Origin of the sequence: Kribbella deserti, assembly GCF_042434725.1 — a bacterium.
GTDB lineage: Bacteria > Actinomycetota > Actinomycetes > Propionibacteriales > Kribbellaceae > Kribbella > Kribbella deserti.
In genome coordinates this window covers 129,626-152,630 of the sequence record NZ_JBHLTC010000014.1, presented here as the reverse complement: position 1 = coordinate 152,630, position 23,005 = coordinate 129,626, and the positions used below count along the sequence as shown (strand labels likewise).

Genomic DNA, 23,005 nt, shown 5'->3' with positions numbered 1-23,005 from the left:
ACGACGGGACGCGTTGAGAGGGAGGGTGGCGTGACTGGACGCGTTGACGCGCATCATCACGTCTGGGATCTCCAGGTGCGCGCGCAGTCCTGGATGACCGGGCCGTCGATGGACCCGATCCGCCGGAGCTTCAGCGCGGAGGACCTCGCGCCGTTGGCCGCCGATGCCGGTATCACCGCGACCGTGCTGGTTCAGACGGTCGGCCTGGCCGCGGAAACACCCGAGTTCCTGGAAGTTGCCGCCAGCAACGACCTGGTGGCGGGAGTGGTCGGCTGGCTCGATCTCACCGCTTCGTCGGTCCGTGACGCGCTCGCGGGTTTGCTCGAACGCCCGGACGGCCATTGGCTGAAGGGCATCCGGCATCAGGTGCACGATGAGCCGGACGACCTCTGGCTCGAACGGGCGGATGTCCGTCGCGGTCTGGCGGCGGTGGCCGAGGCGGGGTTGACGTACGACCTGTTGACGAAGCCGCCGCAACTGCCCGCCGCGATCCACACGGTGCAGGCCATGCCGGAGTTGTCGTTTGTGCTCGACCACATCTCGAAACCCCCGATCGGCACGGGTGAACTCGAGCCCTGGGCGAGAGGCCTGCGGGAGCTGGCGTCGTACCCGAACGTGACGTGCAAGCTGTCCGGCCTGGTCACCGAGGCCGACTGGGCCGGCTGGACGGTGGACGACCTTCGCCCGTACGCCGAGATCGTGCTGGACGCGTTCGGCCCGGACCGGGTGATGTTCGGCTCGGACTGGCCCGTCTGCCTACTGGCCGCGTCGTACGCCGAAGTGGTGGCGGCCGCCGAAGACCTCACGTCGTACCTGACCCCCACCGAACGCGACGCCGTCTTCGGCCAAACCGCCCGCCACACCTACTCCCTGCCCTAACCCCACCACCCGGCGAGTAGCCACGTCCCCCGCAACCACCCGCCGCGTCTGAACGTGCTCCGGCCGGAACGTGAGTCGGCTGGGCGGGTGTGGTGCGTTGAGGGCTCGCGGTCCCCCCGGAGCCGCGAGCCCTCGTGTTTGATGGTGGTCAGCCGACCACGTAGAAGGCGCCGGTGGCGCGGTCGACCAGCTTGTGCAGACCGACTCGATCCTGGACGCGGCCGGCGGCGGCGATCTCGTCCGAGGCAATGTTCGACCCGACGCCGCTGCCGTTGAAGAAACGGTCGATCACCAGGCGGGTGTTGCCCTTGGCGTCGGTGTAGGTGTAGGTCATCGTGCGGGTGTTGTAGGCCTGGCCGTGCAGCACCATCGTCTTGGTGACACCGGTGACGATCGAGAGCACGCGGAAGTTGTTCTTGCCCTTGAGCGCCTTGATCTTGGCGTTGACCGCGGCGGCGGTGGTCTGCGGCGGCTGATGGTGACCGCGGAAGCCGTGGACCCGCAGGTTCCACACACCGTTCGGGCTGCGGAACTGGGCTTCGTCCCAGCTCAGCAGAGCCTTCGTCCAGCCCTTCGGCACCTCCGTACCGGTCCGAGCCACGCCGCTCTTGCTCCACCCCTGACGCACGAAGCTCAGCTTGCCGGCGTCCAGCGCGGGCACACTCGCGGTGGTGACGGCGCTCGCGGTGGTGCCCGCGCCCGACGTGGTGGCGCCGTTTGCGGTCGTCGCGGCGGCGATCGCGCCGCCACTGAGTCCGGCCAAGGCGACGGTGACTCCGATGGCCTTCGCAATGCTGAGCTTCATGGTTATCCCCCTGCTATTGCTGACCTGGCGGGCGTTTCGGGCATCAGGTCGATGCACTGATGAGACTCCGCGACCAGGCAATTGGTTTGTCACAGAAGGGTCACGACTTCAATAAGTTGCCCTAAGCAACCATTCGGCGCCGTCCGCCTCATGTCGGCCGGTACCAGTCGCGATCTTCGCCCAAGTGGCCGAGACACCGGCTCCCTGCCGTAGCCCTCGCTCCGCACCGCTTCCGCCGCGAGTGGGCGCGCTATGCCGCGACCACTCGCGGGCGGCCGAGCTTGGGGTCCAGAGGCCCAAGCCGAGCTGGGGTCAGCCGGCGCGGCCCAGGGTTTGGGTGGCGACGGCGAGGACGGAGGTGAGGCCGGCCTTGTCCATCGGGCGGCCGGCGGCGGTGAGCTCGACCTCGGCGAGGCGCTTGGGGCCACTCCAGTCGGCGACCCAGCGGGTCATCACGAGACGCTTGGCGCCCTTCGCGTCGACGTACGTGTAGGTCAGCGTCGTGTAGTAGTGCACAGGGCGCTCCACAGACGTGGTCTGCTTGACCTGACCAGTGGTGAGGGACACGATCTTCAGGCCTTTTGTGCCCTTCAGGGCTGCGATCTTCCGCTTCGCGGCGGTCTGCTGGGATGCGGGCTTGTCCAGCCAGCTGTTGACCCGCAACGAGTAGTGGCCCTTGCCGCCGGTGTAGCGGTGGTGGTCGGTCGAGAGCTTGGTGTCCTTCCAGCCCTTCGGCACGTAGAGGCCCGTGGTCCACTCGTTGTTCGGCTGATAGGAGCCGAAGACCGTGCTGACGAAGGCGATCTTGCCGGCGGGTAGCGCGGGCACCGCGGCGGCGCTGGCGCTGGTCGAGACCGGCGCCCTGGTCTCGGCGGGATCGGCCGACGCGGTAGCCACGCCTGCGAAGGCCAGAACTGCGAAAGCGGCCGTTGCGCCGACCGTGCGAATGATGCCGTTCTTCATACCGGACAACTCCTTTTGACTGAAGCTCATGGTGAACAAGCTCGCGGGATCCCCTGTGTCCCGCGAGCGGGCGAACTGTGCGCAGCTCGTCGATTCACCAGTAAGACCCGGTGTGGCCGCCCTATGGTTGTCCGGGTGATGCCGGATTTTTCCGGCGAGTTGCCAGGCGCAACTATCAGGCTGGATCGGTGAGTTCGACCCGGACGCCGAGCAGCCGTACCGGCCGGTCCAGATCGAACTTGGCCAGCACCTCGAGCGCGGTCGCGGCGACTACGGCGGGATCGGTCGTGACCTGGGGCAGCTTGCGGATCTTCGTTGGCGTGTAGAACGACTTGTAGCGGATCTTCACCGCCACCCGCAGTACCTCGCGGCCGTCGGCAACCACCTCTTCGGTCACCTCCCGGGCCAGCCGGTCCACCCAGTGCTCGATCTCGGCTCGCTCGGTCAGATCCGCCGGGAAGGTCGTCTCCTTGCTCCGGCCCTTCGCCACCCGCGGTACGTCGCTCACTTCGCCACCGCCCTCGCCCCGCCCGAGAGCGCCGTACCAACCGCCCATCGTCGGGCCGAACCGCTCCTGCAAGACCGCGACATCGGTCGCCGCCAATTGGCCTACGGTCTGCACGCCGAGGTCGGCCAGGTTCTTCGTCATCCGTGGACCGATACCCCACAGCTCCCGCACGGGCCGATGCGCCATCACCTCGGCCCAGTTCACCACCGTCAGCCGATAGACGCCGGCCGGTTTGGCGAAACCCGTCGCGATCTTCGCCCGTACCTTGCTGTCACCGACACCGATCGAGCAGGACAAACCGGTGCGGGTCTGGACCGCCGCGCGGAGTTCGTTGGCCAGGCCTTCGGGATCGCCGGTCTCCGCACCGACAAAGGCCTCGTCCCAGCCGAGCACCTCCACCACCACGGGGAACGACCGCAGCACGCCCATCACCTCGGCCGACGCCGCGTCGTACGCCGCGGGGTCCGTGGGCAGGAAGACGGCCTCGGGACACTTACGAGCCGCCATCCGCAACGGCATGCCCGAGCCGACTCCGAACGCGCGAGCCTCGTACGACGCGGTGGCGACCACCTGCCGCGCCTGAGTGGGATCACCCGAGCCGCCGACCACAACCGGTTTCCCGCGCAGCTCAGGGCGACGCCGAACCTCGACCGCCGCCACGAACTGGTCCAGGTCGACGTGCAGGATCCACCGTCCCGTCATACCCCAGAGGTACCACGCCCACCCGCGCCCAGCGCTCTATTACCCGCGATTCCGCACCCCGCGTCCGACCGTCAGGCGAACCCGCCCAGGCGTGCACCGCATTTCGCGTCCGACCGTCGGAAAGAGATTCACCCCTCGCGCCGCATTCCACGTCCGACCGTGCCCAAAACCTACGGACGGTCGGACGCGAAATGCGGCGCGAGGGGATTCGCCCCGGTGGTTGATCGCATTCTGCGTCCGACCGTGCGAAACCCGGCCGACGGTCGGACGTGGAATGCGGTGCACGCCGGGGCGGGTTCGTCTGACGGTCGGACGTGGAATGCGGTGTGAGAGCGGAATCACCAGGCCGGTGATCGCATTCTGCGTCCGACCGTGCGAGATCTGTGACGGTGGGACGTGGAATGCGGGGCGGGGAGGGGAGAGTGGAACGCAGCGCGATCGGGTGATTGCTTAGAGCAACTTTCGCATTTGCTGGGTGGTGACCTCGTAGCCGAGGGAGTCGTACAGGTTGATGGCGGTGCGGTTGCGGGCGAAGACGTTGAGTTCGACGCGGTCCAGGCCGAGGGCGCGGCACTCTTGTTCGCCGGCCAGCATGATGCCCCGGCCATAGCCCTTGCCGCGCTGATCGGCGTCCACCAGCAACATGTAGATGAAGGCCGATTTGCTCGCTTTCACGTGGATCCACAGCGATCCCACCGGATCCTCGCCGTGCAAGGCGATCCAGAGCAGGTGTTCCGCGGTGGCCAGGCCTTCCGGCAACAGCCTGTCGTACTGATTGCTGGCCATCTCCGTGGCGGTGGCCGGGTCCAGGTGGTTCGCGTCAGCGAGGCTGGCGGCGTATCCGGTCATGGAGAGCTCGCGCCAGGGGCCGAATTCGGCCTCGGTCATCGGGCGGAGAGTGACGGCGGGCGGCGGCGTCGCGGTGCTCACCTCGCAGACCTTAACCAGGTCCGGGGGCCGTGTCAGGTCGTTTCCCTGAGATACCGGAAAAATCCCGATTCGGTCACGGTGGCGCTGGAAGAAGGTGAGTTCAAGGGATAACCCGCACCGAATCCCTTCCCAGTCCGGGAGTGCTCGCCTAGGGTCGCAAAAGATTACGCCTCCGTACCGGGATATCGCGGCTACCGTCCGTGCCGCCCGCCGACGGAGGCGCTGCAATAAGCCGGCCCGGTGCTGACAGCATCGGACGGCTGATCCCAGGAGGAGGGACATCGTGCGCGTGAACCACGCACGTACGACAGCAATCGGGGTGCTCAGCTTCGCCGTAGTGGTGGGTCTCGGGCAGCTTCCGCAGTCTGTCGCTACACCGCAGGCGCCGATCACCGGCGGTCAGGAAGCACCGAACGCGATCAAGGCCGTATCCGACGAGATGCCGAACGCACTCGAGGACAAGCGCCGTGAGCTGCGTCAGGAGGCACTGACCGAGGTGCTCAGCGGCCGGGCCAAGGTCGAGAAGCGGGGGCCGAGCAAGGTCGTCAAGATCGGCTCGGAGATCGACGTGCCGGCAGCCCGCAGCAAGACCGGCAAGATCACCGCCGCGAAGGCGGGTAAGGACCAGTATGTCGAGCTCGCGCGGGAGAAGACCGACAAGATCTTTGTCATCCTGACCGAGTTCGGTAACGAGCGGCACCCGAACTTCCCCGACATCAGCGTCGACCCGAACACGCCGGGCCCGACCGTTTTCGACGGGCCGCTGCACAACGCGATCCCGGAGCCGGATCGCTCGGTCGACAACTCGACCGTATGGCAGGCCGACTACTCGGCCGACTACTTCCGCAAGCTGTACTTCGGTACGGGCAAGGGAGTCGAGTCGGTCAAGACGTACTACGAGGCGCAGTCCTCGGGTCGCTACAGCGTCGACGGTCTGGTCTCGGACTGGGTGAAGGTGCCCTACAACGAGGCCCGCTACGGCCGCTCGAACGGCTACCCCTGCGCCGGCAGCAACTGCACGAACGTGTGGGAGCTCGTCAAGGACGGCCTGAACTCCTGGGTCGCGCAGCAGAAGGCCGCCGGCAAGACCGACGCGCAGATCAAGGCGACGCTGGCGTCGTACGACGTCTGGGACCGGTTCGACTTCGACCACGACGGCAACTTCAACGAGCCCGACGGTTACATCGACCACTTCCAGATCGTGCACTCCGGTGGTGACCAGGCCGATGGCGACCCGTACCAGGGTGAGGACGCCATCTGGTCGCACCGCTGGGCCGCGTTCCAGAACAACACCACTGGTCCCGCGAACAACAAGAACGGTGGCGCCCAGATCGGCAACACCGGCCTGTGGGTCCGTGACTACACCATTCAGCCCGAGAACGGTGGCCTCAGCGTCTTCGCGCACGAGTACGGCCACGACCTCGGTCTGCCCGACCACTACGACACCTCGGGTCTGCCCAACCAGAACCCGGTGAACTGGTGGAGCGTCATGGCGCAGTCGCGCGCCGGGGCCAAGGGTGACGTGGGCATCGGCCAGCGTCCGCAGGACCTCGGTACCTGGGACAAGCTGCAGCTCGGCTGGCTCGACTACGAGACCGTGGTCGCGGGCCAGGACCGCAAGATCGAGCTTGGCCCGCACGAGTACAACTCGGCCAAGGCCCAGGCCGCGGTCGTCGTACTGCCGAAGAAGAAGGTCACCACCGAGCTCGCCAAGCCGCCGGTCGGCACCAAGACCTGGTGGAGCACCAAGGGCGACGACCTGGACAACAGCCTGACCCGCAAGGTCACGCTGCCCGCGGGCAGCGCCTCGCTGGACTTCCAGGCGTGGTGGAAGATCGAGGACTGCGGTCCCGACCCGTGTGACTACGCGTTCGTCGAGGTCAACGACGGCACCGGCTTCAAGGCCATTCCCGGCAACATCACCAAGGCTGCCGAGGCCAACGGTATCGACGGTGACAGCGAAGGCTGGAAGCCGGCCAAGTTCGACCTGTCGGCCTTCGCCGGCAAGACGATCGACATCCGCTTCCGCTACCTGACCGATGGCGCGGCGCAGGAGCTCGGCTTCTTCGTCGACGACATCAAGCTCACCGCTGGTGGTACGACCGTGTTCGAGGACGGCGCCGAGTCCGGCGCGAACGGCTGGACCGTCAAGGGCTTCACCGCCGCCGGCGACAAGCTCGTCAACGAGTACGACAACTTCTACCTGGCGTCGAACTACACGTACAACTCGTACAACAAGTACCTGCAGTACGGGCCGTACAACTTCGTCGGTGGCGACAAGCCGGACTGGGTCGAGCACTTCCCGTACCAGGACGGTCTGCTCGTTTCGTACTGGGACACCTCCCAGCACAACAACGAGACCGCCGTGCACCCGGGTGAGGGTCAGTGGCTGCCGATCGACGCGAACCCGGAGCTCAAGGTCAACCTCGCCGGTCAGTACTGGCGTGGCCGGATCCAGGGCTACGACGCGACGTTCGGTCTGCAGAAGTCCGACTCGTTCAACCTGACGGTGGAGGGTCGCCCGAACTACATCCGCGGCCAGGCCGCCGTGCCGGTGTTCGACGACACCAAGCAGTTCTGGAACCCGGAGATGCCGTCGTACGGCGTCAAGGTTCCGGGTGTCGGGGTCAAGATCAAGGTCCTCTCGCAGAGCGGCACCTCGATGAAGATCCGCGTCTTCAAGTAACCCGCTGAAGCGTCAGGGGCCTCCGGCAGAACGTTGCCGGGGGCCCCTCCGTTTTCCCCGCTCTCAGGTGTGGAACGTTCAACTGGGGGTACTTATGCAGCATGAGTACGCGCAAGCCCCCGGCCGGGTCCGTCACGAAAGCACCGCCCGGGCTCCCGTATCCGTTGCTGGAGAACTGGTCGTGGCAGGACGACGCGGCCTGTCAGGACGTCAACCCCGAGTTGTTCTTTCCGGCCGAGGCCGAGCGCGGTCTGCGCAAACACGCCCGTGAGGTGCTCGCCAAATCCCTGTGCGGGACCTGCCCGGTCTCCCGCCAGTGCCGCGACCACGCGATCGTTGTCGGCGAGACGTACGGCGTTTGGGGCGGTACCACCGAGGACGAGCGGGACCACCTCGCCACGGCCACCGGTTAACCCGGTCACCGGCTAGTGTCGCCGGGCATGGAGTTGACTCTCGACGACGCCCGCGAGGTTCTGGCGGCACAGCCGTTCAGCGTGTTGCTGGGGGCAAAGGTGACCGCCTTCGGCAATTCCGCCGCTACCCTGGAAATCGACGTACGGCCTGAGCTGTTGCAGCAGAACGGTTATCTGCACGGCGGTGTGCTGGCCTACGCGGCCGATAACGCGATCACCTTCGCCGCGGGTACGACGCTGGGGCCGTCGGTGCTCACAACCGGGGTCACCATCAACTACCTGGCGCCCGGCGCGGGCATCACCCTGCGCGCCGAGGCCGAGGTCGCGCATACCGGTTCGCGGCAGGCTACCTGTGTTTGCCGGCTCAGCATGCTGGCGGGCGACGGCTCGGTGACGCTGAGCGCGCTGGCCCAGGGCACGGTTCGTACCGTCAAGCCCTGAGACCTTGCGGCCGGGGCGGCTCGCCACCCCGGCCGGGCCGATCAGTCGAAGAGCTCCTCGAAGAACGACTTCTTCTTCTTGCCGCGGTACGGCTGCTGCCCGCGGTAGCGATCGTCCTCGTAGCGCCGCTTGTCTTCGTACCGCTTGTCTTCGTACCGGCGGTCGTCGTAGCGCTTGTCCTCGTACCGGCGGTCGTCGTACCGCGGCTGGGCGGGCGGCGCGGCGTGCGGCTGCGGGGGGAGCGGAGCGGCCGGACCGGCGTTGTAGCTCTCCTCGGCGTCTACCAGCTTCTCGAGTTCACCCCGATCGAGAAAAATGCCGCGGCACTCGGTGCACTGGTCGACGGTCACTCCACTGCGCTCGTACACGCGCATGGAGCCTCGGCACTTGGGACAGATCAAGGGTTCCATGCGGCCACTGTAGAGCCGCAAAAGGCCGGAATCGCGCGACTTCAGGGAACTCTCAGGGAGCTCCCCTGGTCTCTGGTCCGAGTGGGTCCGGCCTCAGCGGGCGGGTTTGGCGATCACGACCGAATTGCTCAGATAGCCGGTGCCGTCCCAGTCCTCGCAGGTGACGAGTACCAGTCGGCCCGGGCCGCTCTGGCTGAAGACCCGCGCGGCCTGCCGGGCCAAGGTCTTTTTGCGGTAGACGGTCACCGACGCGACCCGATAGCGGAGGGTGCGGTTCCTGGTGGTGGTCACGGTGACAGTGTCGCCGACGGCCAACTCCCCGAGGTGATCGAACGCGCCGCCACCGTCGTGCACGGTATGGCCCGTGATGACGGCTGCGCCCTTGGCGGCACCGGGCCGGGCGCCGTCGGACCACCAGCCGAGCATGCGGGGATTCGAGGGCGGGATGAGTGCTCTATTGCTGGCGCGGATCCTGAGCACACGGGCGGTGACGCCCAGACTGGGCACCGAGACCCGGGCCGGATCGCCTGGTCGCAGCGGACCGGCGCTTTTGACCTCGGGAGGTTTGCTGCCATTCGAAGGCCGGGCCGACCCGGTTTCCGTGGGCCGTGCCGCTGAGCTGTTCGAGCCCGATGACGGGCCGGTCGACGTTTGCGACCGGCCGTCATCGGCTGAGGTGTTGCCCCTGATCTGCTGGTATCCGCCGATCAGCAGCAACGCCGCGCCGGCCGCCAGGAACACGCTTGTCCATCCGAACAGACGAGCGCGTCCCGGACGGCGACGCTTTGCGGACATGTCAGGCCGAGTGCTGACCGCGACGCTGCCGTGCCTTCAGCACAGCGGCGAACACGAGAACGCCACCGAGGCACAGCAGCGCGATGCCGCCGGTGCTCGGGCCATTGCTGCTGGCGGACGTGTTCTGCTGGCCGCCCGACAGGCCGGCGTCGATCTCGGTCGGGACCGGAACCGGAGTGCTCGGAGAGCCGGTCGGGGTGCCGCTCGGCGAGGTGGTCGGCGTCGCGGACGGAGTGGTCGGCGGCACGGACGGGGTCACCGACGGCGTGCCTGACGGCGTCACGGTCGGGGTGCCGGTCGGCGTCGGGGTCGGCGTCACGGACGGCGTGACCGTGGGAGGCGGCGTGGTCGTGATGGTCGGCGTCGGCGTGATCGTCACGGTCGGCGTCGGGGTGACCGTGATGGTCGGCGTGGGGGTGACCGTCGTGGTGATGGTCGGCGTCGGCGTGGTCACCACCTTGGCAACGCAGAAGGTCACGTGGCTCAGGCCGTAGAACTTCTTGTTGTTGGGATTCACCGGCGTGTGCAGCCCGGCGCCCGCCGCGGTACCGAGGGGGCGGTAGTCGTAGAAGTTCGCGTTCGGCCCGCCCTTGATGATGGCACCGAGTACGACGCCGCCGGTGGCGGTGAAGTCGACCAGTTGGCCGCCGGTCTGGTCGCCCGGGTGCTCAGGGGTGTCGACGAGCAGCTCGCGCTCGGTCCACTTCACCGTGACGCCGTCCGCGGTCTTGGAACCCGCGTTCGGCGGATCGAACTTGATCTCCGTCGATCCGGGCACCAGCTGAGCACAGGTGGGGTTACCCGGCTTCACGATGCCGTCGGCAGAGGCGGCGGGCGCCATCGCGAGGGTGAGACCACCCAGGCCGAGCGCCAAGGCGCCGGCACCGCTCAGCAGCGCGATCGCTCGGGAGCTCTTGGCCTTGACGGGCGCGCCCACCTGCTCGCTGCTCGTTACTTCGTTCACGTCTTGTCCTTGAGTGTCATGCCAGCCAGAAGAGGCCTGCAAAGGGGATCGTCACTGGTCTGCCGAACGGGGAAGAGGCGGTTCAACCCAGTTCAGTACCTGAATCCAGTGGAGTACGCCGTCATCCCGACCCAAGCACGGACCGCCCGACAGAAACGACAACCTCGGCATTATGTTGCGGATGGACCGCCACGCACAAGCGGCGCGGACCCGACTCGCCGTGGGAGCGATTCACCGTCGCTGGGCGTAACTTCCAGGACGTCCACAGTCAACCATCGGGATGAGAAGATGCCGGGTGTCCGGTTAGCGAAGTGGCTCGACAAAGCTGGGAGAGTTTGATGTCGGAGCAGTCCGCCGGCCTGCTGGCCCGGCGTCGCGCGCGCGGGTTCTGGGTGAAGGGCGCGAAGCAGCTCGGCTTCGCGAAGGCCGACGAGAAGGCCGCCACCCCGGACAAACCGGCCGCGCTGGAGAGTTTCACCCGAGCGGTCGAGCTCGACGGCGGGATGACCGACGCCTGGCTGGGATTTCACGCCGCGGGCGGTGATGCCGACACGGCGCTGGATCGGATGGTCGCGGGTATCGCCCGGTTCGGTGCGGAACGCGATGCGGACAAGCGCCGGCTCAGTTCGACATTCCAGGGCGGCTGGTGGTTCAAGCTCACGCTGGAGACGACCGACGACGTCTGGCACGCGGAGTCGCTGCGCCGGCTCGGCGAGGGTGATGGCGAGGCAGCCGAGCGCGCCGCCAACGAGGTCATCGAGGACGCCCGGCGGTTCTTCCTGCTCTCCGCCGTCGCCCAGCTCCGCAAGCGGTACGACGAGGCCGTGCGGCATCTGCGCCAGGTGCCGTCCGACGGCCATCTCGGTGCCGAAGCCCTTCTGCGCCACGGCATGGTGCTTGCCCAGCTGGAGGAGTGGGGCGAGGCCGAGACGCTCTTGCGCCAGGCCGCGGGCAACCCGCTGAACGAGCTCGTTCAGCGGGACGCGGAGTACTACCTCGGCTTCGTCTATCGCGGAACCGGCCGGGAGGACGCGGCGCTTCGCCAGTTCCAGTGGGTCTACGGGCGCAACCCGGACCATCGCCAGGTCGCGCAAGCGGTGATGGACCCGGAGGTCGTTCTCGAGACCCAGCCGCGCGACCGGCGAAAGACGCCCGCACCCGTCGTACGACGTGGCGCACCCACCGCGCCGGCCTTGCACCGTCAGCCGGATTGGGGCTCGGTCCAGGGCATTCTGAACGACCTCGACCGCAACGTCGGTATGGAGGACGTCAAGCGCCAGGTGGCGGCGGTAGCGGCCCAGGTCCGTGCCGGACTACTGCGGGCTGAGCGGGGCTTGCCCACTCCCAAGCTCGGCGGCCACCTCATCTTCGCCGGGCCGCCTGGAACCGGTAAAACCACTGTCGCGCGCGTGGTGGCCCGGCTGTACTGCGCTCTCGGCCTGCTCGCCTCGGACACGGTGATCGAGACGGACCGGTCGGGCCTGGTCGCGGAGTACATCGGTCAGACCGCCGTGAAGACGAACGCGGTGGTGGACTCCGCGCTGGACGGCGTGCTGTTCATCGACGAGGCCTACGCGCTGCGCAACCAGAACCTGCGCAGCGACTTCGGCACCGAGGCGATCGACACCCTGCTGAAGCGGATGGAGGACGACCGGGACCGGCTGGTCGTCATCGTCGCGGGATACACCAAGAAGATGGCCGAGTTCCTGGAGGCCAACCCGGGTCTGCGGAGCCGCTTCTCGACCCGGATCGACTTCCCGCGCTACACGGCCGATCAACTGCGCGAGATCGCCTTCCGGTTGGTGGATCGCCGCGGCGACCACATCACCGAGGACGCCGCCGCCGCGCTGACCGCTGTACTGGATCAGGTCTGCGCGGATGGCCGGATCGACGAACTGGGCAACGCCCGGTTCATCCGGACCATCCTGGAGGCCGCGGCCAAGCACCGGGACCTGCGGCTGTTCCACTCGCCTGGTACGCCGACGGACCTCGAGCTGATGACGCTCGACGCCTCGGACTTCCGCAGCGCGATCGACGAGGTCCTCAGCTTCTGAGCCCGTCCCCTCAGCTTCACGAGTGGACGCGGTTTTTCTGTCCGCGAGTGGTCGCGTCTGCACGCGACCACTCGCGGACAGAAGCCGCTGGGGGCGTCGCTTTCAGCTGAACTGGCTGAGGAACGACTTGAGCACCGGGCCGGCCGCCTTCGCGCCGGACTCCCCGCCCTCGACGATCACCGCGAAGGCGACGTCACCGCGGTAGCCGACCATCCAGCCATTGGTGGTCACCTTGCCGTTGACAACAACCTCGGCCGTACCGGTCTTGGCCGACACGGCGCCGTTGCCTGCCAGCACCTTCGCCGTACCGTTCGTGACCGTGGACCGCATCATCGCGCGCAGCGCCGCGGCGGTGGCCGGCGGCAACGGGCTGGCGGCGGGACCGGCCGGGTCCTTGCCCGGAACCAGCACCGGCTTCAGCGCCGTACCGTTCTTCACGGCGGCGGCGACCATCGCCATCTGCAGCGGGCTGGCCGTCACGGTGCCCTGGCCGATCATCGACGCGGCCTTCTCGACGTCGTCCTTCGGCGCCGGCACGGTTCCGCCGTACGACGAGATCGACAGCTTGGTGTCCTGGCCGAAGCCGAACATCGCGGCGGCCTTGATCATGCCGTCGCGGGGCAGCTTGCCCTGGTTCGAGATCAGCGCGGTGTTGCAGGACTGCTCGAACGCGCGCTGCAGCGAACCCGAGCCGTACGGCGCGAGCGCGTCGTAGTTCTTGAAGGTCTTGCCGAACACGGTGATCGTGTTACTGCAGGTCACCGGCGTCTGCGCGGTCATCCCGGTGCCGAGCAACGCGGCCGCGGTGACGATCTTGAAGGTCGAACCCGGCGCATACCGGCCGAGGAACGCGCGGTTGTAAGCGGTCGGCGTCGGACCGTTGGCGGCGGCGAGGATCTGGCCGGTCGAGGCCTGTACGGCGACCAGCGACGCGGGCAGCTTGCTGGTGCCGAGGGCCTTCTCGGCGGCCCGCTGCAGGGCTGTGTCGATGGTGGTCTTCACCGGCGTACCGGGCTTGGCCGGTTGCTTGAAGACGTCTTTGACCGTGCGCTTGGTGTCCTTGGCGCGCAGCGTGACCACACCACCGGGCGTGCCCGCGAGCTGCTGCTGGAACGCATACTGCAGGCCGCTGGCGCCCACGTCGTCGTTGGACGAGGCGGTCGGGCCGGCGTTCTTCAGGGTGTCCGCGTCGGCCTGCTTCATCACGCCGATCAGGTTCCGGGCGAAGGTCGGGCTCTCCGCGAGCGACTTGGTGCCGCCCATCGTGAGAATGCCGGGCAGCTTGCCCATCTTCGGCTCGATCTTGTACCAGTCGTCGGCCCGGATGGTGATCGCGTCGACGAACTGGCCGGCCGGCGCGCCGACGGCCCGCTTCTTCAGCCGGACCGGATCGACGTCCAGGTACGTCTTGAAGGCGGCATACGTCGCGGCGGTGGCCTTGGTACCCGAGGCGACGCCGACGGTGACCACCTGGCGCTGCGAGGTCAGCGGTTTGCCCGCGCGGTCGAGAATCGAAGCCCGCGGCGGCAGCGTGCGGGAGCGCTTGAGGTAGTTCGCCTCGCCGAGCTCGGGGTAGATCGAGTCACCGGTGGCCTTCACCTTCCAGGCGTCACCGACCTTGACGGTGGCGACCTTGGCGGTCCACTTCATCGTGCCGATACCGCGCAGTACGGCCTCGACGGCGACGTCCTGCGAGCAGTTGGTGTCATCGGCGCAAGTGGCCTCGCCCTGCGGCGTCACCTTCACGTTGGCCACCGCGAGGGCCGTATCGACGTCGTCCAGCTGCGGGCCGAACGTGGTCGGGTTGTCGGTCAGCGCCGCGGCCGCGTCCGGCTTGCCCTCCGGCGCCCAGGCCTGCATCCAGGCGGCGGCATACGACTTCACCACCGCGGCCGAGGCGGCCTTCTCGTCGTTCGGGTCCGGCTTGCCTGCGGCATCAGGTTTGCTGTCGGTACACGCAGTGGCCAGCAGTGCGGCGCTCAGGCAGACGATCGCAGTTCGCTTCACGGTCTCAACTCTCGCATGGTGAGGGGTGTTCACCCGGAACAGTCTTCGGCGTGTGCCAGCCTGCCAGCACCGCACAACTACTCAACCTTCCTGCACCCTCAGTGATCGGTTCGGATCCCCCCGAGTACTGACGCTCAACCACCCCCGATTGTTCACCCGTCAGGAAAAGAAGAAGGGCCCGCCCTCCCGGACGAGCCCTTCTTGGTCACCGCACGATCAGTTGTTGCAACGCACCCAGGTAGTGACGCCTACCAGCGGGTGACCACTTGATCCCAGGTCCGCGACCGCCAGGCGGGTCCGTGCGAGTCCGTTCAGCTGGATCTCGTAGAAGAGGTAGTCCTCGTCCGGCGCGAGAACCTTTCCGGCCAGAATGCCCCCGTTGGGGTCGCGGACCGTGAACTGCTCGGTGGTCGGCTCGAATTCGTGCGTGTAGTTGCGTGCCTCGACCTGCGTCGCGACGCAGCCGCTGGTGTTGACGTCGATCCATGCCGACCCACCAGTCTCGTTGGCGCCGAAGTACGCACCGCTGCGGTACGGCCAGTCGGATGCCGGGTACACACCGTAGCCCGGGTCGCCAGTGCCACCGAAGCCGAGCACCGGCTTCCAGAAGGCTCCTCGCCAGGTGTAATGCGCGAACGTGACGGATCGCGACGAGCCCGCCGCGATCGGGTACTTCAGCGGGACGTGGAACCGGTACGGTGCGACCGAACCGCGAACGCGCGCCGAGATCGTGAAGTTGGCAGTGCCCTTGCTGGCGGCCGTTCCGATCGTCTTCCACGCCTTGCCGGCGGCGTCGTAACGCTGCAGGTAGATCGGCGCACCGGTCGGCACCACCGGGTAGGCACGGCCGTTGGCGGTAAGCACGCCGGCCAGGTCGCCCGTACCGTCGCCCTGGTTCGTCGTCTTGATGGAGTCGAAGGCCACGCCGCGGAGCACGGCGGGATAGACCTTGCCGCTGAGGGCGGTGGTGTACGTGGTCGAGCCCGCGTAGTAGACGCGGTAGTCGTACGCGCCGGTCAGGGTCACGCCGAACGCGAAGGTGCCGGTCGACGTGGTCTTGGCCGACGTCAGGTTGAGCCACGAGCTGCCGTTGTGCGGCGTGCGCTGCAGAACGACCGTGGCGCCGCCGATCTTCGTCGGGGTGCCGTACCGCCAGAGCGTGCCGCTGAACCGCACGTTGGTGTTGTACGTGCCCGACGTCGGACCGGTCAGATTGACCGCCGCCTTGACCGAACCCGCCGTGGTGCCCGGGCCGTTGGTGATGATCGGGCCGGCCGTGGTGACCGGACCGACGACCTTGAGCGTGCCGCCGGTCCTGGCGCTGTTGTCCGCGATCGGCGTAGCGGTGTTGACGGGCCCGACCGGCTTGATCGGGCCGAGCGGTTTCTCCGGCCCCCCGGCCAGTCCGCCTGCGTTGGCGGCCGGGACCATGCCCGCACCCGCCACGCAAAGCCCAATGGCAGCTGCCGTCCCGGCAATACGCCGCACGGCTCCCCCCTGATGCATCCTCATGCTTCTTCCCATTCCTAGTTGTGTTCGAGCAAACTCAGTTGGAGCACAGAACGCTTGAGCGCCACTCTCCGAGAGGCTCACCGGTGTGGCCGGCGTCCTGGATCTCGAGGCGGATCCGCTGGATACCGCCGATCGGGCGCAGCTGGCCGCCCGAGATGTCACCACCGGGCTTCAGCACAACCGATCTGAACAGTTCACCGTCCTGGCGGATGACGAAGCGCATGTCCGTGGGCTGCCCCGGCCGCTGCTGGTTGCTGTAGTTGTGCATGCCGATCTCCACTGTCAGACAGCCAGTGGTGCGGATTTCCGCCCAGAACAGACCTCCACGTTCCGACCGGGCGAGGGCTATACCGCCGAGGGGGTCTTGGTCCGCCCAGACATGAAATGACCCGCCCTCTGTGCCCCCGACCGCCACTGCGCCCCGGGAGAACAGGCCGCGCCAGACGTAGTGGGCGAACTGCTTCGAGTTGGACGAGCCGGTGAAGTAGTAATTGCGGCTCGGGACGGATAGCCGCCAGGTGCTCACGTTGCCGCGGATGTCGGTCTTGATCGCGATCGTGTTGCCGCTGACCTTCCCGGATGTGAAGTCCTTCCACTTTTTGCTGACCGGGTCGTACTTCTGCAGCCAGACCGTGGTGCCCGTGGGCGGTGCGGGGTACACGCGGCCCTTGGCGTTCAGGGTGCCGTTGTTGGAGTTCGACTGGGCGTTGTCCGTGGTGGACAGACCGTCCAGGATCACCTTCCACGAGACGAAAACGAACTTCGCGGCGGAAACGGCCGAGGTGTACGTCGTCGAACCCGCGTAATACGCCCGGTAGTCGTACCCGCCGGACAGGGTGACACCCATCGCGAAGGTCCCGGTCGCCGTGGTCCGTGCCGAAGTCAGGTTGATCCAGGTCGCCTTGCCGTGAGGCGCTCGCTGCAGCACGATCGTCGCGCCGGCGAGCTTGGTCTGCGTGCCGTAGCGCCAGGCCGTGCCGCTGAAGCGCGCGTTGGAGCCGTACGCGCCGACCGGGGGAGTGGTCAGACTGACCGCCGCCCGCACCGACCCCGCGGCGGTCCCCGCCGACGCCCTGCCCGCCGAACCACCCGCATCGCGCGCGCCCGCCGTATCGCGCGCCGCGCCGGGACCCGTCGAACCACCCGCGCGCGCCGTACCGAGACCAGCTGAATCGCCCGCGCCCGACGTGCCGAGGTCACTTGAACCGCCCGCGTTCGCCGTACCGGCTGTTTTGGTGGCATTGGCCGGGAGCGGGCCGAGCAGAGGGAAGAGCAGGGCGGTGGCGGTCAGGCCGGAGGCCAGGGTGGCCAGGTGTTTCTTCATGAGGTTCCTCGGTCGTAGCGGTGCCGATCTGAGCCAAGAGGTCGAAGGGCCTGCCTGTAAACCTCTTCGCGTTGCAGGTTCCTGCAATCTCGGCACCACTACGCCCGAGTCATGCCTGGAATTGCGTCAGTTGTTACAGAGCGCGGCGATGCCCCACGTGGAGATGGGGTTGCCCTGGGTCTTGGCGGCCGACTGCACGCGCAGCCGGTTGATGCCACGGACCGAGAAGGTCTTCTGCGACTCCTGCCCAGGGGCGATGTCGTAGTCGTAGAGCTTGGTGGCGCCGTTCGCGATGGTGGCGAGCACGTTCGTCGCGGTGCCGGTCTGGTCCGTCACGTTGATGGTCGACACGTCGAGCTGCAGGCAGCCGTAGGTGTTGATGTCCACCCAGGAGCTTCCGCCCGCCGCGGCCCAGAGGTTGATCAGGTAGCGCGTGGCGGACTCGCTCGGCTTCCAGATGTAGCGCCCGGGCGTCTCCGTACCACCCACGGCCAGCAGGGGCTTCGTGAAGATGCCGCGCCAGACGTAGTGCGCGTGGACCTTGGTGTTCGACGAGCCGCCGTAGTACGGCGAAGCGACCGGAGCCTGGAGGCGGTACGTGCCGACGTTCGGCGGAACGTTGCCGGAGATCGAGACGCCCGCACCGCCGGTGGTCCGGGTGGACATGAAGTTCTTCCAGGTCTTGCTCGCGGCGTCGTAGCGCTGCAGCCAGACCTGCGTACCAGTAGGTGGCGCGGGCAGCACCCGGCCGGTGGCCCGCAGCGTTCCGACGTTCACGCCTTCGTCCGGGGCGCTGTTGGTGGTCTGCACGGAATCGAGCAGGACCCGGCGCAGGATCTTCGGGTTGATCACGTTCGACACGGCGGTGGTGTAAGTGACCGAGCCGCCGTACACCGTGCGGTAGTCGTAGACGGTGCCGAGCGTGACCGTGAACCCGTAGGTACCGGTCGAGGACGTCCGGACCGACGTGACCTGGGTCCAGGCGGACTTGCCGTGCGGGGTGCGTTGCAGGGTGACGACCGCGTTGGCGATCCGGGTGGAGGTGCCATACCGCCACAGCACGCCGCTGAGGCTGACGCTGGAGCCGTAGGTGCCGTGCGCGGGACCGGTCAGGCTGGCCGCGGCGCGAACCGTTCCGGCTGCCTCGGCCGGAACGGCGGCGACGACGGGTGCCACCAGTGCGGCGACGGCCGTGAGGCCCGCCACCAGAGTGCGGATGGGTTGTCTCATCACGATCTTCTTTCAGCTTCGGGCGGAGCAAGCTCAGTGCACAGGGACCTCAATGTGCCAGATGTGCCGATGTCTCGCTGGCGGGACGTCTCAGTTGGTGCAGAGCACGCCGAGTTCGAAATCGGCGACCGGGGCACCGGTCCGGCCGGTGTCGCCGACCTGCAGACGGGCCTTGGTGGCGTTCTGCGGGGTCAGGTCGATCGCGAACCGCCCACCGGGTTGCACCACTCCCGAGACGGTGTCGGTCGGCGAACTGCCGGCTGTCACCGTCAGCGTGGTGGGGTCCAGCCGGTTGGTGATGTTCGTGGCATCACCGGACAGACGCACGCAACCCGCGACGTTGACATCGATCCAGCTGACTCCGCCGATCTCGTCCGCGCCGACGCGGGCGCCCGAACGGGACGGCGATTCGCTGGGGGTGAACACGTAGTACCGGGGAGTCCCCGCACCACCAGCGGCCAGGACAGGTTTCGCGAAGACGCCACGCCAGACGTAGTGGGCGAAGGTCCTGCCGGCCGAACCGCCCGCGCCGTACGGATAGCTGACCGGGGCGTACACGCGGTACTGCCCGACGGACCCGCCGGCCTGCGCGTCGATGGTGAACGCCTTGGTGGTGGCAGCGCTCGAGCCGATCGTGGTCCAGGCCTTGGTGCCGGCGTTGTACCGCTGGAGGTAGACGCGCGATCCGGCGGTCTGGACCGGGTAGCGCTCGGCGGACACCCGCAACGTGCCCTGGTGGTAGTGCGTGGTGCGGATCCCGGTGAGTAGCAGCTTCTGCATGACGACCGGGTGCTTGACCGCCGACAGGGCCGGGCCGTACGTCGCGTTGCCGGTGAAACGGGCGCGGTAGTCGAACGCCAGCCCCTGGGTGACGGTGAACGCGAAGGCGCCGGTCGCGGAGGTGTTCACGCTGGCCAGGTTGCCCCACACGTTCTTGCCCTTGACCGAGCGCTGAAGGGTCACCTTCGACCCGGCGATCCGGGTCTGGGTGCCGTAGCGCCAGAGCACGCCGGACAACGTGATCTTGGTGCCGTAGACCCCGGCCGATGGGGCGGTGAGGGAGACCGCTGAACGCACGGTTCCGACCATGGGAGTTGGTGGTGCGGCTTGCGCGGCGGTGATCGGCAGCGCGAGCGCGGCTGCGGTCAGCAGCGCCGGCAGAACCCGGCGATTGAACGGTCTCATAGCGGTCATCCCCCTGAACCCTTGAAAACAAGGCAAAACGACGTGGGGTGCCCACCGGATCAACCGATCCGGCGAACACCCCACTGAGTGTGCATGACGCTTCCGACAGTTTTCGGCGACAGTCAGTTGGCGCAGAGAACGCGGCCGGTCATCCAGGCGAACAGCATGTCCTGGTTGCCGATATCGGTGAACTGGAGCCGCACCTTCGTCGCGCCACCGAAGCTGCCGTTCACGAAGGCCAGGCCCGAGGTTTCGGGATCCGGGCCGGCGGCGACGTTGAGGGCCCGCAGCGCGGTCGTGCCGTTCAGCATGCGGAAGGTGAACGGTTCTTCCGCGTCGTTGCCCACGACGTTTTCGTACCGGGTGCAGCCGGCCGTGTTCAGGTCGACCCACACGTTGCCCAGCTCCAGCGCGTCGGCGAAACCGACCAGGTAGGGGCCCTCACGGAAGATCTCCCAGGAGTAGTCCTCGCTACCGCCCTTGGCCAGCACGGGCTTCTTGAACACATCGCGCCAGACGTAGTGCGACAGCGTCCGCGCGGCGGAAACCCCAGCGCCGTACGGCATGGTCACGGGGACGGAGAGCCGGTACTGACCGGTGGAGCCGCCGACCTTGGCGTCAACGCTGATCGTGTTGCCCGAGGTGGTCTTGGCGGCGATGTTGCTCCAGGCCTTCGTGGCCGGGTTGTAGCGCTGCAGGTAGACCTGCTTGCCGGTGGTCGCGGGGTAGACCCGGCCGGTGGCGCGCAGGATGCCGGTGTTGTAGTTCACCGTGGCGACCGAGTCGAGCAGAACCCTCTGCATGACGACCGGGTACTTCACGGCGGAAACGGCCGTCGTGTACGTCGCGTTGCCCGCGTAGTAGGCCCGGTAGTCGTAGGCGACGGTCTGCGTCACCGTGAACTTGTAGGTGCCGGTGGCCGTCGTGTTGATGCTGGCCACGTTGCCCCACACGTTCTTGCCCCGGAGCGAGCGCTGCAGCGTCACCTTGGAGCCGGCGATCTTGGTCGACGTGCCGTAGCGCCACAGCACGCCCGAAAGCGCGATCTGCGCGCCGTACGGCGCGGCCGTCGGAGCCGTCAGGCTGACCGCCGACCGGGTGCTGCCGGCCGCCATCACCGGGTCAGCGGTGCCGACGGCGTTCGCGGTCGGCGCGAAGGCCAGAACCGGTGCGATCAGGGCAGCCGAGGCCGCCAGTGCGATGGTGATGCGGCGCGCGGGCGCGCCAGAGTTCCACGTCATGAATTTATCGCCCCTCCGCCGGGCTGATGCCGGCGCACGTCCCCGCAGGGACCCCTCCCGCGCGGTACTGAAATGACAGAGTCCGGAAGAAATAGATTCCGGCGCGCCTACGATGCGTGCCGCAGAGGGTCACCCGCAACTTGAATCGAGCATTTGCTTCATAACGATCCGGCCACTGCGGGCGCGGTAGGTTGATCCCCGTGACCAGACTCGCATTGCACAGCCGCCTGATCCCGGGCACCGAAGAGGCGTACGAGATCGAGCACGCAACGGTGTGGCCCGAGCTGATCGAGGTGATGACCGCCGCCGGAATCACCGACTGGAGCATCTGGCGCAGCGGCCGGGACCTGTTCCACCTGGTCGAGTGCGACGACTTCGAGGCCGCGGTGGCCAAGTTGTCGAACGATCCGGTCGATCAGCGCTGGCAGCAGCACATGGCCCAGTTCGTCGAGGGCTTCGCGAAGAACCCGGACGGTCTCGCCGGCCAGTCCCTGCGCCACGTCTGGACGATGAGCGAGCAAACCGCCGGTTAGGCCGCCTCAGCGCAGGGCGGCGTGCATCTCCCAGACCAGGATCTCGGCGCCGTCCGGCCCGGCGGTGACCCGCTGCGCCTCGGCGGCCTCGATCCGGGCGGCGTCCCCGGTCGCGAGTGGACCCGTGCCCTCCAGGTCGATCGCCCCGAGCGCGACGAACAGGTGCACGTACGGCGCGGTCGGCAGCGCGGCAGTCCGTCCCGCGGCGAGGCGCGCGACGTACAGGCCCGCGTTCTTCTGGTTGATCCGGATCGCGGCGTCGGCGGCGTGTTCCGGCAGGCCCGAGGCGACCGGGACCAGCTCGCCGGTGCGGAGCCGGTCGTCGACCTCGAGCTGCTCGTAACCGGGGTCGATCCCGGCCTCGTCCGGCATCACCCACATCTGCACGAAGTGCACCGGCTCGGTGTGCTCGGCCCCGCCGGTGAGCCGCCAGGAGTCGTTCCGCTCCGAGTGCAGAATGCCGCGGCCGGCGCTCATCCGCTGCGCGAGGCCCGGGTAGATCACGCCGTTGTGGCCCTCGGAATCCTGGTGCACGAGCCCACCGCTGAGCACCCAGGTGACGATCTCCATATCCCGGTGCGGATGCGTGTCGAACCCGGTGCCGGGGGCAACGATGTCGTCGTTGCTCACCAGCAACAGGCCGAAACCGGTGTTCGAGGGATCGAAGTGCTGTCCGAACGAGAACGAGTGGCTCGACTCCAGCCACCCGGCCGACGTACGAAACCGATCGCCCGCCCGATGCACCTCGACGCTGCTCATGAACCAAGCCTAGAACAGCAAGTTCAGCGCGAATCCGGTTATGAGACAGCTGGACACCAGGGTCGTCGCGAGTCGCCCGCGCTCGCCGGTGAGGATCCGCCCGAGCAGGGCGCCGCCACACGCCAGCAACAACTGCCAACTGGCTGAGGCCGTAAAGGCCGCCAGAACGAACACTGCCAGCTCCACTGGGCCCAAGCTGGCTTGGCTGCCAAGGATGAGTGCGGCGAAGTAGATCACCGTCGTCGGGTTCAACATGGTCATGCCGAGCAAGCTGAGGTACGGATGCCGTGGCGCATCCGAACGCTGCACCGCCATCCGCCTGTCCCGGTAGTGCCGAACCGCCTTGAGGCCTCCCCAAAAGGCCAAACCGAGCAGAACCAGTACGGAGACCAGCCGCAACGGCAACAGGATCGGCAGCAGTAACGGCGCCAAGGCGGCTCCACCGACAGCCGCGATCAACGCGTAGAGCCCGTCGGCGGTGGCCACCCCCAGAGCGGCGAAAGCCCCGGTCTTCCAGGAGGTTCGGGCCGTGAGTGCCACCAGATACGTCGCGACGGCCCCAACCGGAATGGCGATGCCAAACCCGGCCAGCAACCCCGCGACCAGCGCCGCGGTCACAACCGCGACTGGCTAGACCTCCGACGTCGGCCGAAGCGCTGCTGCT

Annotated in this window: 21 protein-coding genes; 6 read left to right on the top strand and 15 right to left on the bottom strand. The window is 67.7% G+C overall.

Annotated features, from left to right (window positions below; all coding sequences use genetic code 11):
• Nucleotides 1-30: 30 nt before the first annotated feature.
• Nucleotides 31-879, top strand: coding sequence for an amidohydrolase family protein (locus ACFFGN_RS12205; RefSeq protein ID WP_380046604.1), 849 nt, complete (start codon nt 31-33; stop codon nt 877-879).
• Between the two features lie 148 nt (nt 880-1,027).
• On the opposite strand, the gene ACFFGN_RS12200 is transcribed toward ACFFGN_RS12205, so the two are convergent.
• The 4 genes from ACFFGN_RS12200 to ACFFGN_RS12185 all read right to left on the bottom strand — a co-directional run bounded on the left by ACFFGN_RS12200 (nt 1,028) and on the right by ACFFGN_RS12185 (nt 4,787).
• Nucleotides 1,028-1,684 carry a hypothetical protein gene (locus ACFFGN_RS12200; RefSeq protein ID WP_380046602.1) on the bottom strand — a complete coding sequence of 219 codons (657 nt, stop codon included), beginning with the start codon at nt 1,682-1,684 and terminating at the stop codon, nt 1,028-1,030.
• Between the two features lie 312 nt (nt 1,685-1,996).
• On the bottom strand, nt 1,997-2,677 hold the full coding sequence (locus ACFFGN_RS12195) for a hypothetical protein (RefSeq protein WP_380046600.1): 681 nt from the start codon (nt 2,675-2,677) through the stop codon (nt 1,997-1,999).
• Between the two features lie 145 nt (nt 2,678-2,822).
• On the bottom strand, nt 2,823-3,857 hold the full coding sequence (locus ACFFGN_RS12190) for a DNA polymerase IV (RefSeq protein ID WP_380046598.1): 1,035 nt from the start codon (nt 3,855-3,857) through the stop codon (nt 2,823-2,825).
• A 450-nt stretch (nt 3,858-4,307) separates the two neighbouring features.
• Nucleotides 4,308-4,787 carry a GNAT family N-acetyltransferase gene (locus ACFFGN_RS12185; RefSeq protein WP_380046596.1) on the bottom strand — a complete coding sequence of 160 codons (480 nt, stop codon included), beginning with the start codon at nt 4,785-4,787 and terminating at the stop codon, nt 4,308-4,310.
• A gap of 283 nt (nt 4,788-5,070) precedes the next feature.
• Here ACFFGN_RS12185 and ACFFGN_RS12180 point away from each other — a divergent pair, with 283 nt between their 5' ends.
• The 3 genes from ACFFGN_RS12180 (at nt 5,071) to ACFFGN_RS12170 (ending at nt 8,327) form a co-directional block, all read left to right on the top strand.
• Nucleotides 5,071-7,473 carry an immune inhibitor A domain-containing protein gene (locus ACFFGN_RS12180; RefSeq protein ID WP_380046594.1) on the top strand — a complete coding sequence of 801 codons (2,403 nt, stop codon included), beginning with the start codon at nt 5,071-5,073 and terminating at the stop codon, nt 7,471-7,473.
• A 101-nt stretch (nt 7,474-7,574) separates the two neighbouring features.
• On the top strand, nt 7,575-7,886 hold the full coding sequence (locus ACFFGN_RS12175; protein ID WP_380046591.1) for a WhiB family transcriptional regulator: 312 nt from the start codon (nt 7,575-7,577) through the stop codon (nt 7,884-7,886).
• Nucleotides 7,887-7,913: 27 nt separating this feature from the next.
• Nucleotides 7,914-8,327, top strand: a complete 414-nt coding sequence (locus ACFFGN_RS12170; RefSeq protein WP_380046589.1) for a PaaI family thioesterase — start codon at nt 7,914-7,916, stop codon at nt 8,325-8,327.
• Nucleotides 8,328-8,368: 41 nt separating this feature from the next.
• On the opposite strand, the gene ACFFGN_RS12165 is transcribed toward ACFFGN_RS12170, so the two are convergent.
• The 3 genes from ACFFGN_RS12165 to ACFFGN_RS12155 all read right to left on the bottom strand — a co-directional run bounded on the left by ACFFGN_RS12165 (nt 8,369) and on the right by ACFFGN_RS12155 (nt 10,496).
• Nucleotides 8,369-8,737: a TFIIB-type zinc ribbon-containing protein gene (locus tag ACFFGN_RS12165; protein WP_380046587.1), complete on the bottom strand. Its 369-nt coding sequence runs from the start codon at nt 8,735-8,737 to the stop codon at nt 8,369-8,371.
• A gap of 93 nt (nt 8,738-8,830) precedes the next feature.
• Nucleotides 8,831-9,478: a class F sortase gene (locus ACFFGN_RS12160; RefSeq protein WP_380046585.1), complete on the bottom strand. Its 648-nt coding sequence runs from the start codon at nt 9,476-9,478 to the stop codon at nt 8,831-8,833.
• Between the two features lie 55 nt (nt 9,479-9,533).
• Nucleotides 9,534-10,496 carry a hypothetical protein gene (locus tag ACFFGN_RS12155; RefSeq protein WP_380046583.1) on the bottom strand — a complete coding sequence of 321 codons (963 nt, stop codon included), beginning with the start codon at nt 10,494-10,496 and terminating at the stop codon, nt 9,534-9,536.
• Between the two features lie 338 nt (nt 10,497-10,834).
• Here ACFFGN_RS12155 and ACFFGN_RS12150 point away from each other — a divergent pair, with 338 nt between their 5' ends.
• A complete protein-coding gene (locus tag ACFFGN_RS12150) occupies nt 10,835-12,550 on the top strand; it encodes an AAA family ATPase (RefSeq protein ID WP_380046581.1) in 1,716 nt (571 codons plus the stop codon).
• Between the two features lie 102 nt (nt 12,551-12,652).
• On the opposite strand, the gene ACFFGN_RS12145 is transcribed toward ACFFGN_RS12150, so the two are convergent.
• From ACFFGN_RS12145 to ACFFGN_RS12120, 6 genes are all read right to left on the bottom strand, one after another.
• Nucleotides 12,653-14,557, bottom strand: coding sequence for a penicillin-binding transpeptidase domain-containing protein (locus ACFFGN_RS12145; protein WP_380046579.1), 1,905 nt, complete (start codon nt 14,555-14,557; stop codon nt 12,653-12,655).
• A gap of 216 nt (nt 14,558-14,773) precedes the next feature.
• On the bottom strand, nt 14,774-16,069 hold the full coding sequence (locus tag ACFFGN_RS12140) for a hypothetical protein (protein WP_380046577.1): 1,296 nt from the start codon (nt 16,067-16,069) through the stop codon (nt 14,774-14,776).
• Nucleotides 16,070-16,103: 34 nt separating this feature from the next.
• Nucleotides 16,104-17,393, bottom strand: a complete 1,290-nt coding sequence (locus ACFFGN_RS12135; RefSeq protein ID WP_380046575.1) for a TrbL/VirB6 family protein — start codon at nt 17,391-17,393, stop codon at nt 16,104-16,106.
• Between the two features lie 126 nt (nt 17,394-17,519).
• Nucleotides 17,520-18,623 (bottom strand): hypothetical protein, encoded by a 1,104-nt coding sequence (locus ACFFGN_RS12130; protein ID WP_380046573.1) that lies wholly within the window; start codon nt 18,621-18,623, stop codon nt 17,520-17,522.
• Between the two features lie 90 nt (nt 18,624-18,713).
• Complete coding sequence (locus tag ACFFGN_RS12125; RefSeq protein WP_380046571.1) at nt 18,714-19,808, bottom strand: hypothetical protein; 1,095 nt, start codon at nt 19,806-19,808, stop codon at nt 18,714-18,716.
• Nucleotides 19,809-19,930: 122 nt separating this feature from the next.
• On the bottom strand, nt 19,931-21,049 hold the full coding sequence (locus ACFFGN_RS12120) for a hypothetical protein (protein ID WP_380046569.1): 1,119 nt from the start codon (nt 21,047-21,049) through the stop codon (nt 19,931-19,933).
• A 200-nt stretch (nt 21,050-21,249) separates the two neighbouring features.
• Here ACFFGN_RS12120 and ACFFGN_RS12115 point away from each other — a divergent pair, with 200 nt between their 5' ends.
• Nucleotides 21,250-21,582: an L-rhamnose mutarotase gene (locus ACFFGN_RS12115; RefSeq protein WP_380046567.1), complete on the top strand. Its 333-nt coding sequence runs from the start codon at nt 21,250-21,252 to the stop codon at nt 21,580-21,582.
• Nucleotides 21,583-21,588: 6 nt separating this feature from the next.
• On the opposite strand, the gene ACFFGN_RS12110 is transcribed toward ACFFGN_RS12115, so the two are convergent.
• Nucleotides 21,589-22,341, bottom strand: a complete 753-nt coding sequence (locus ACFFGN_RS12110; protein WP_380046565.1) for a pirin family protein — start codon at nt 22,339-22,341, stop codon at nt 21,589-21,591.
• Between the two features lie 9 nt (nt 22,342-22,350).
• A complete protein-coding gene (locus ACFFGN_RS12105; protein WP_380046563.1) occupies nt 22,351-22,959 on the bottom strand; it encodes a LysE family transporter in 609 nt (202 codons plus the stop codon).
• Nucleotides 22,960-23,005: the final 46 nt, after the last annotated feature.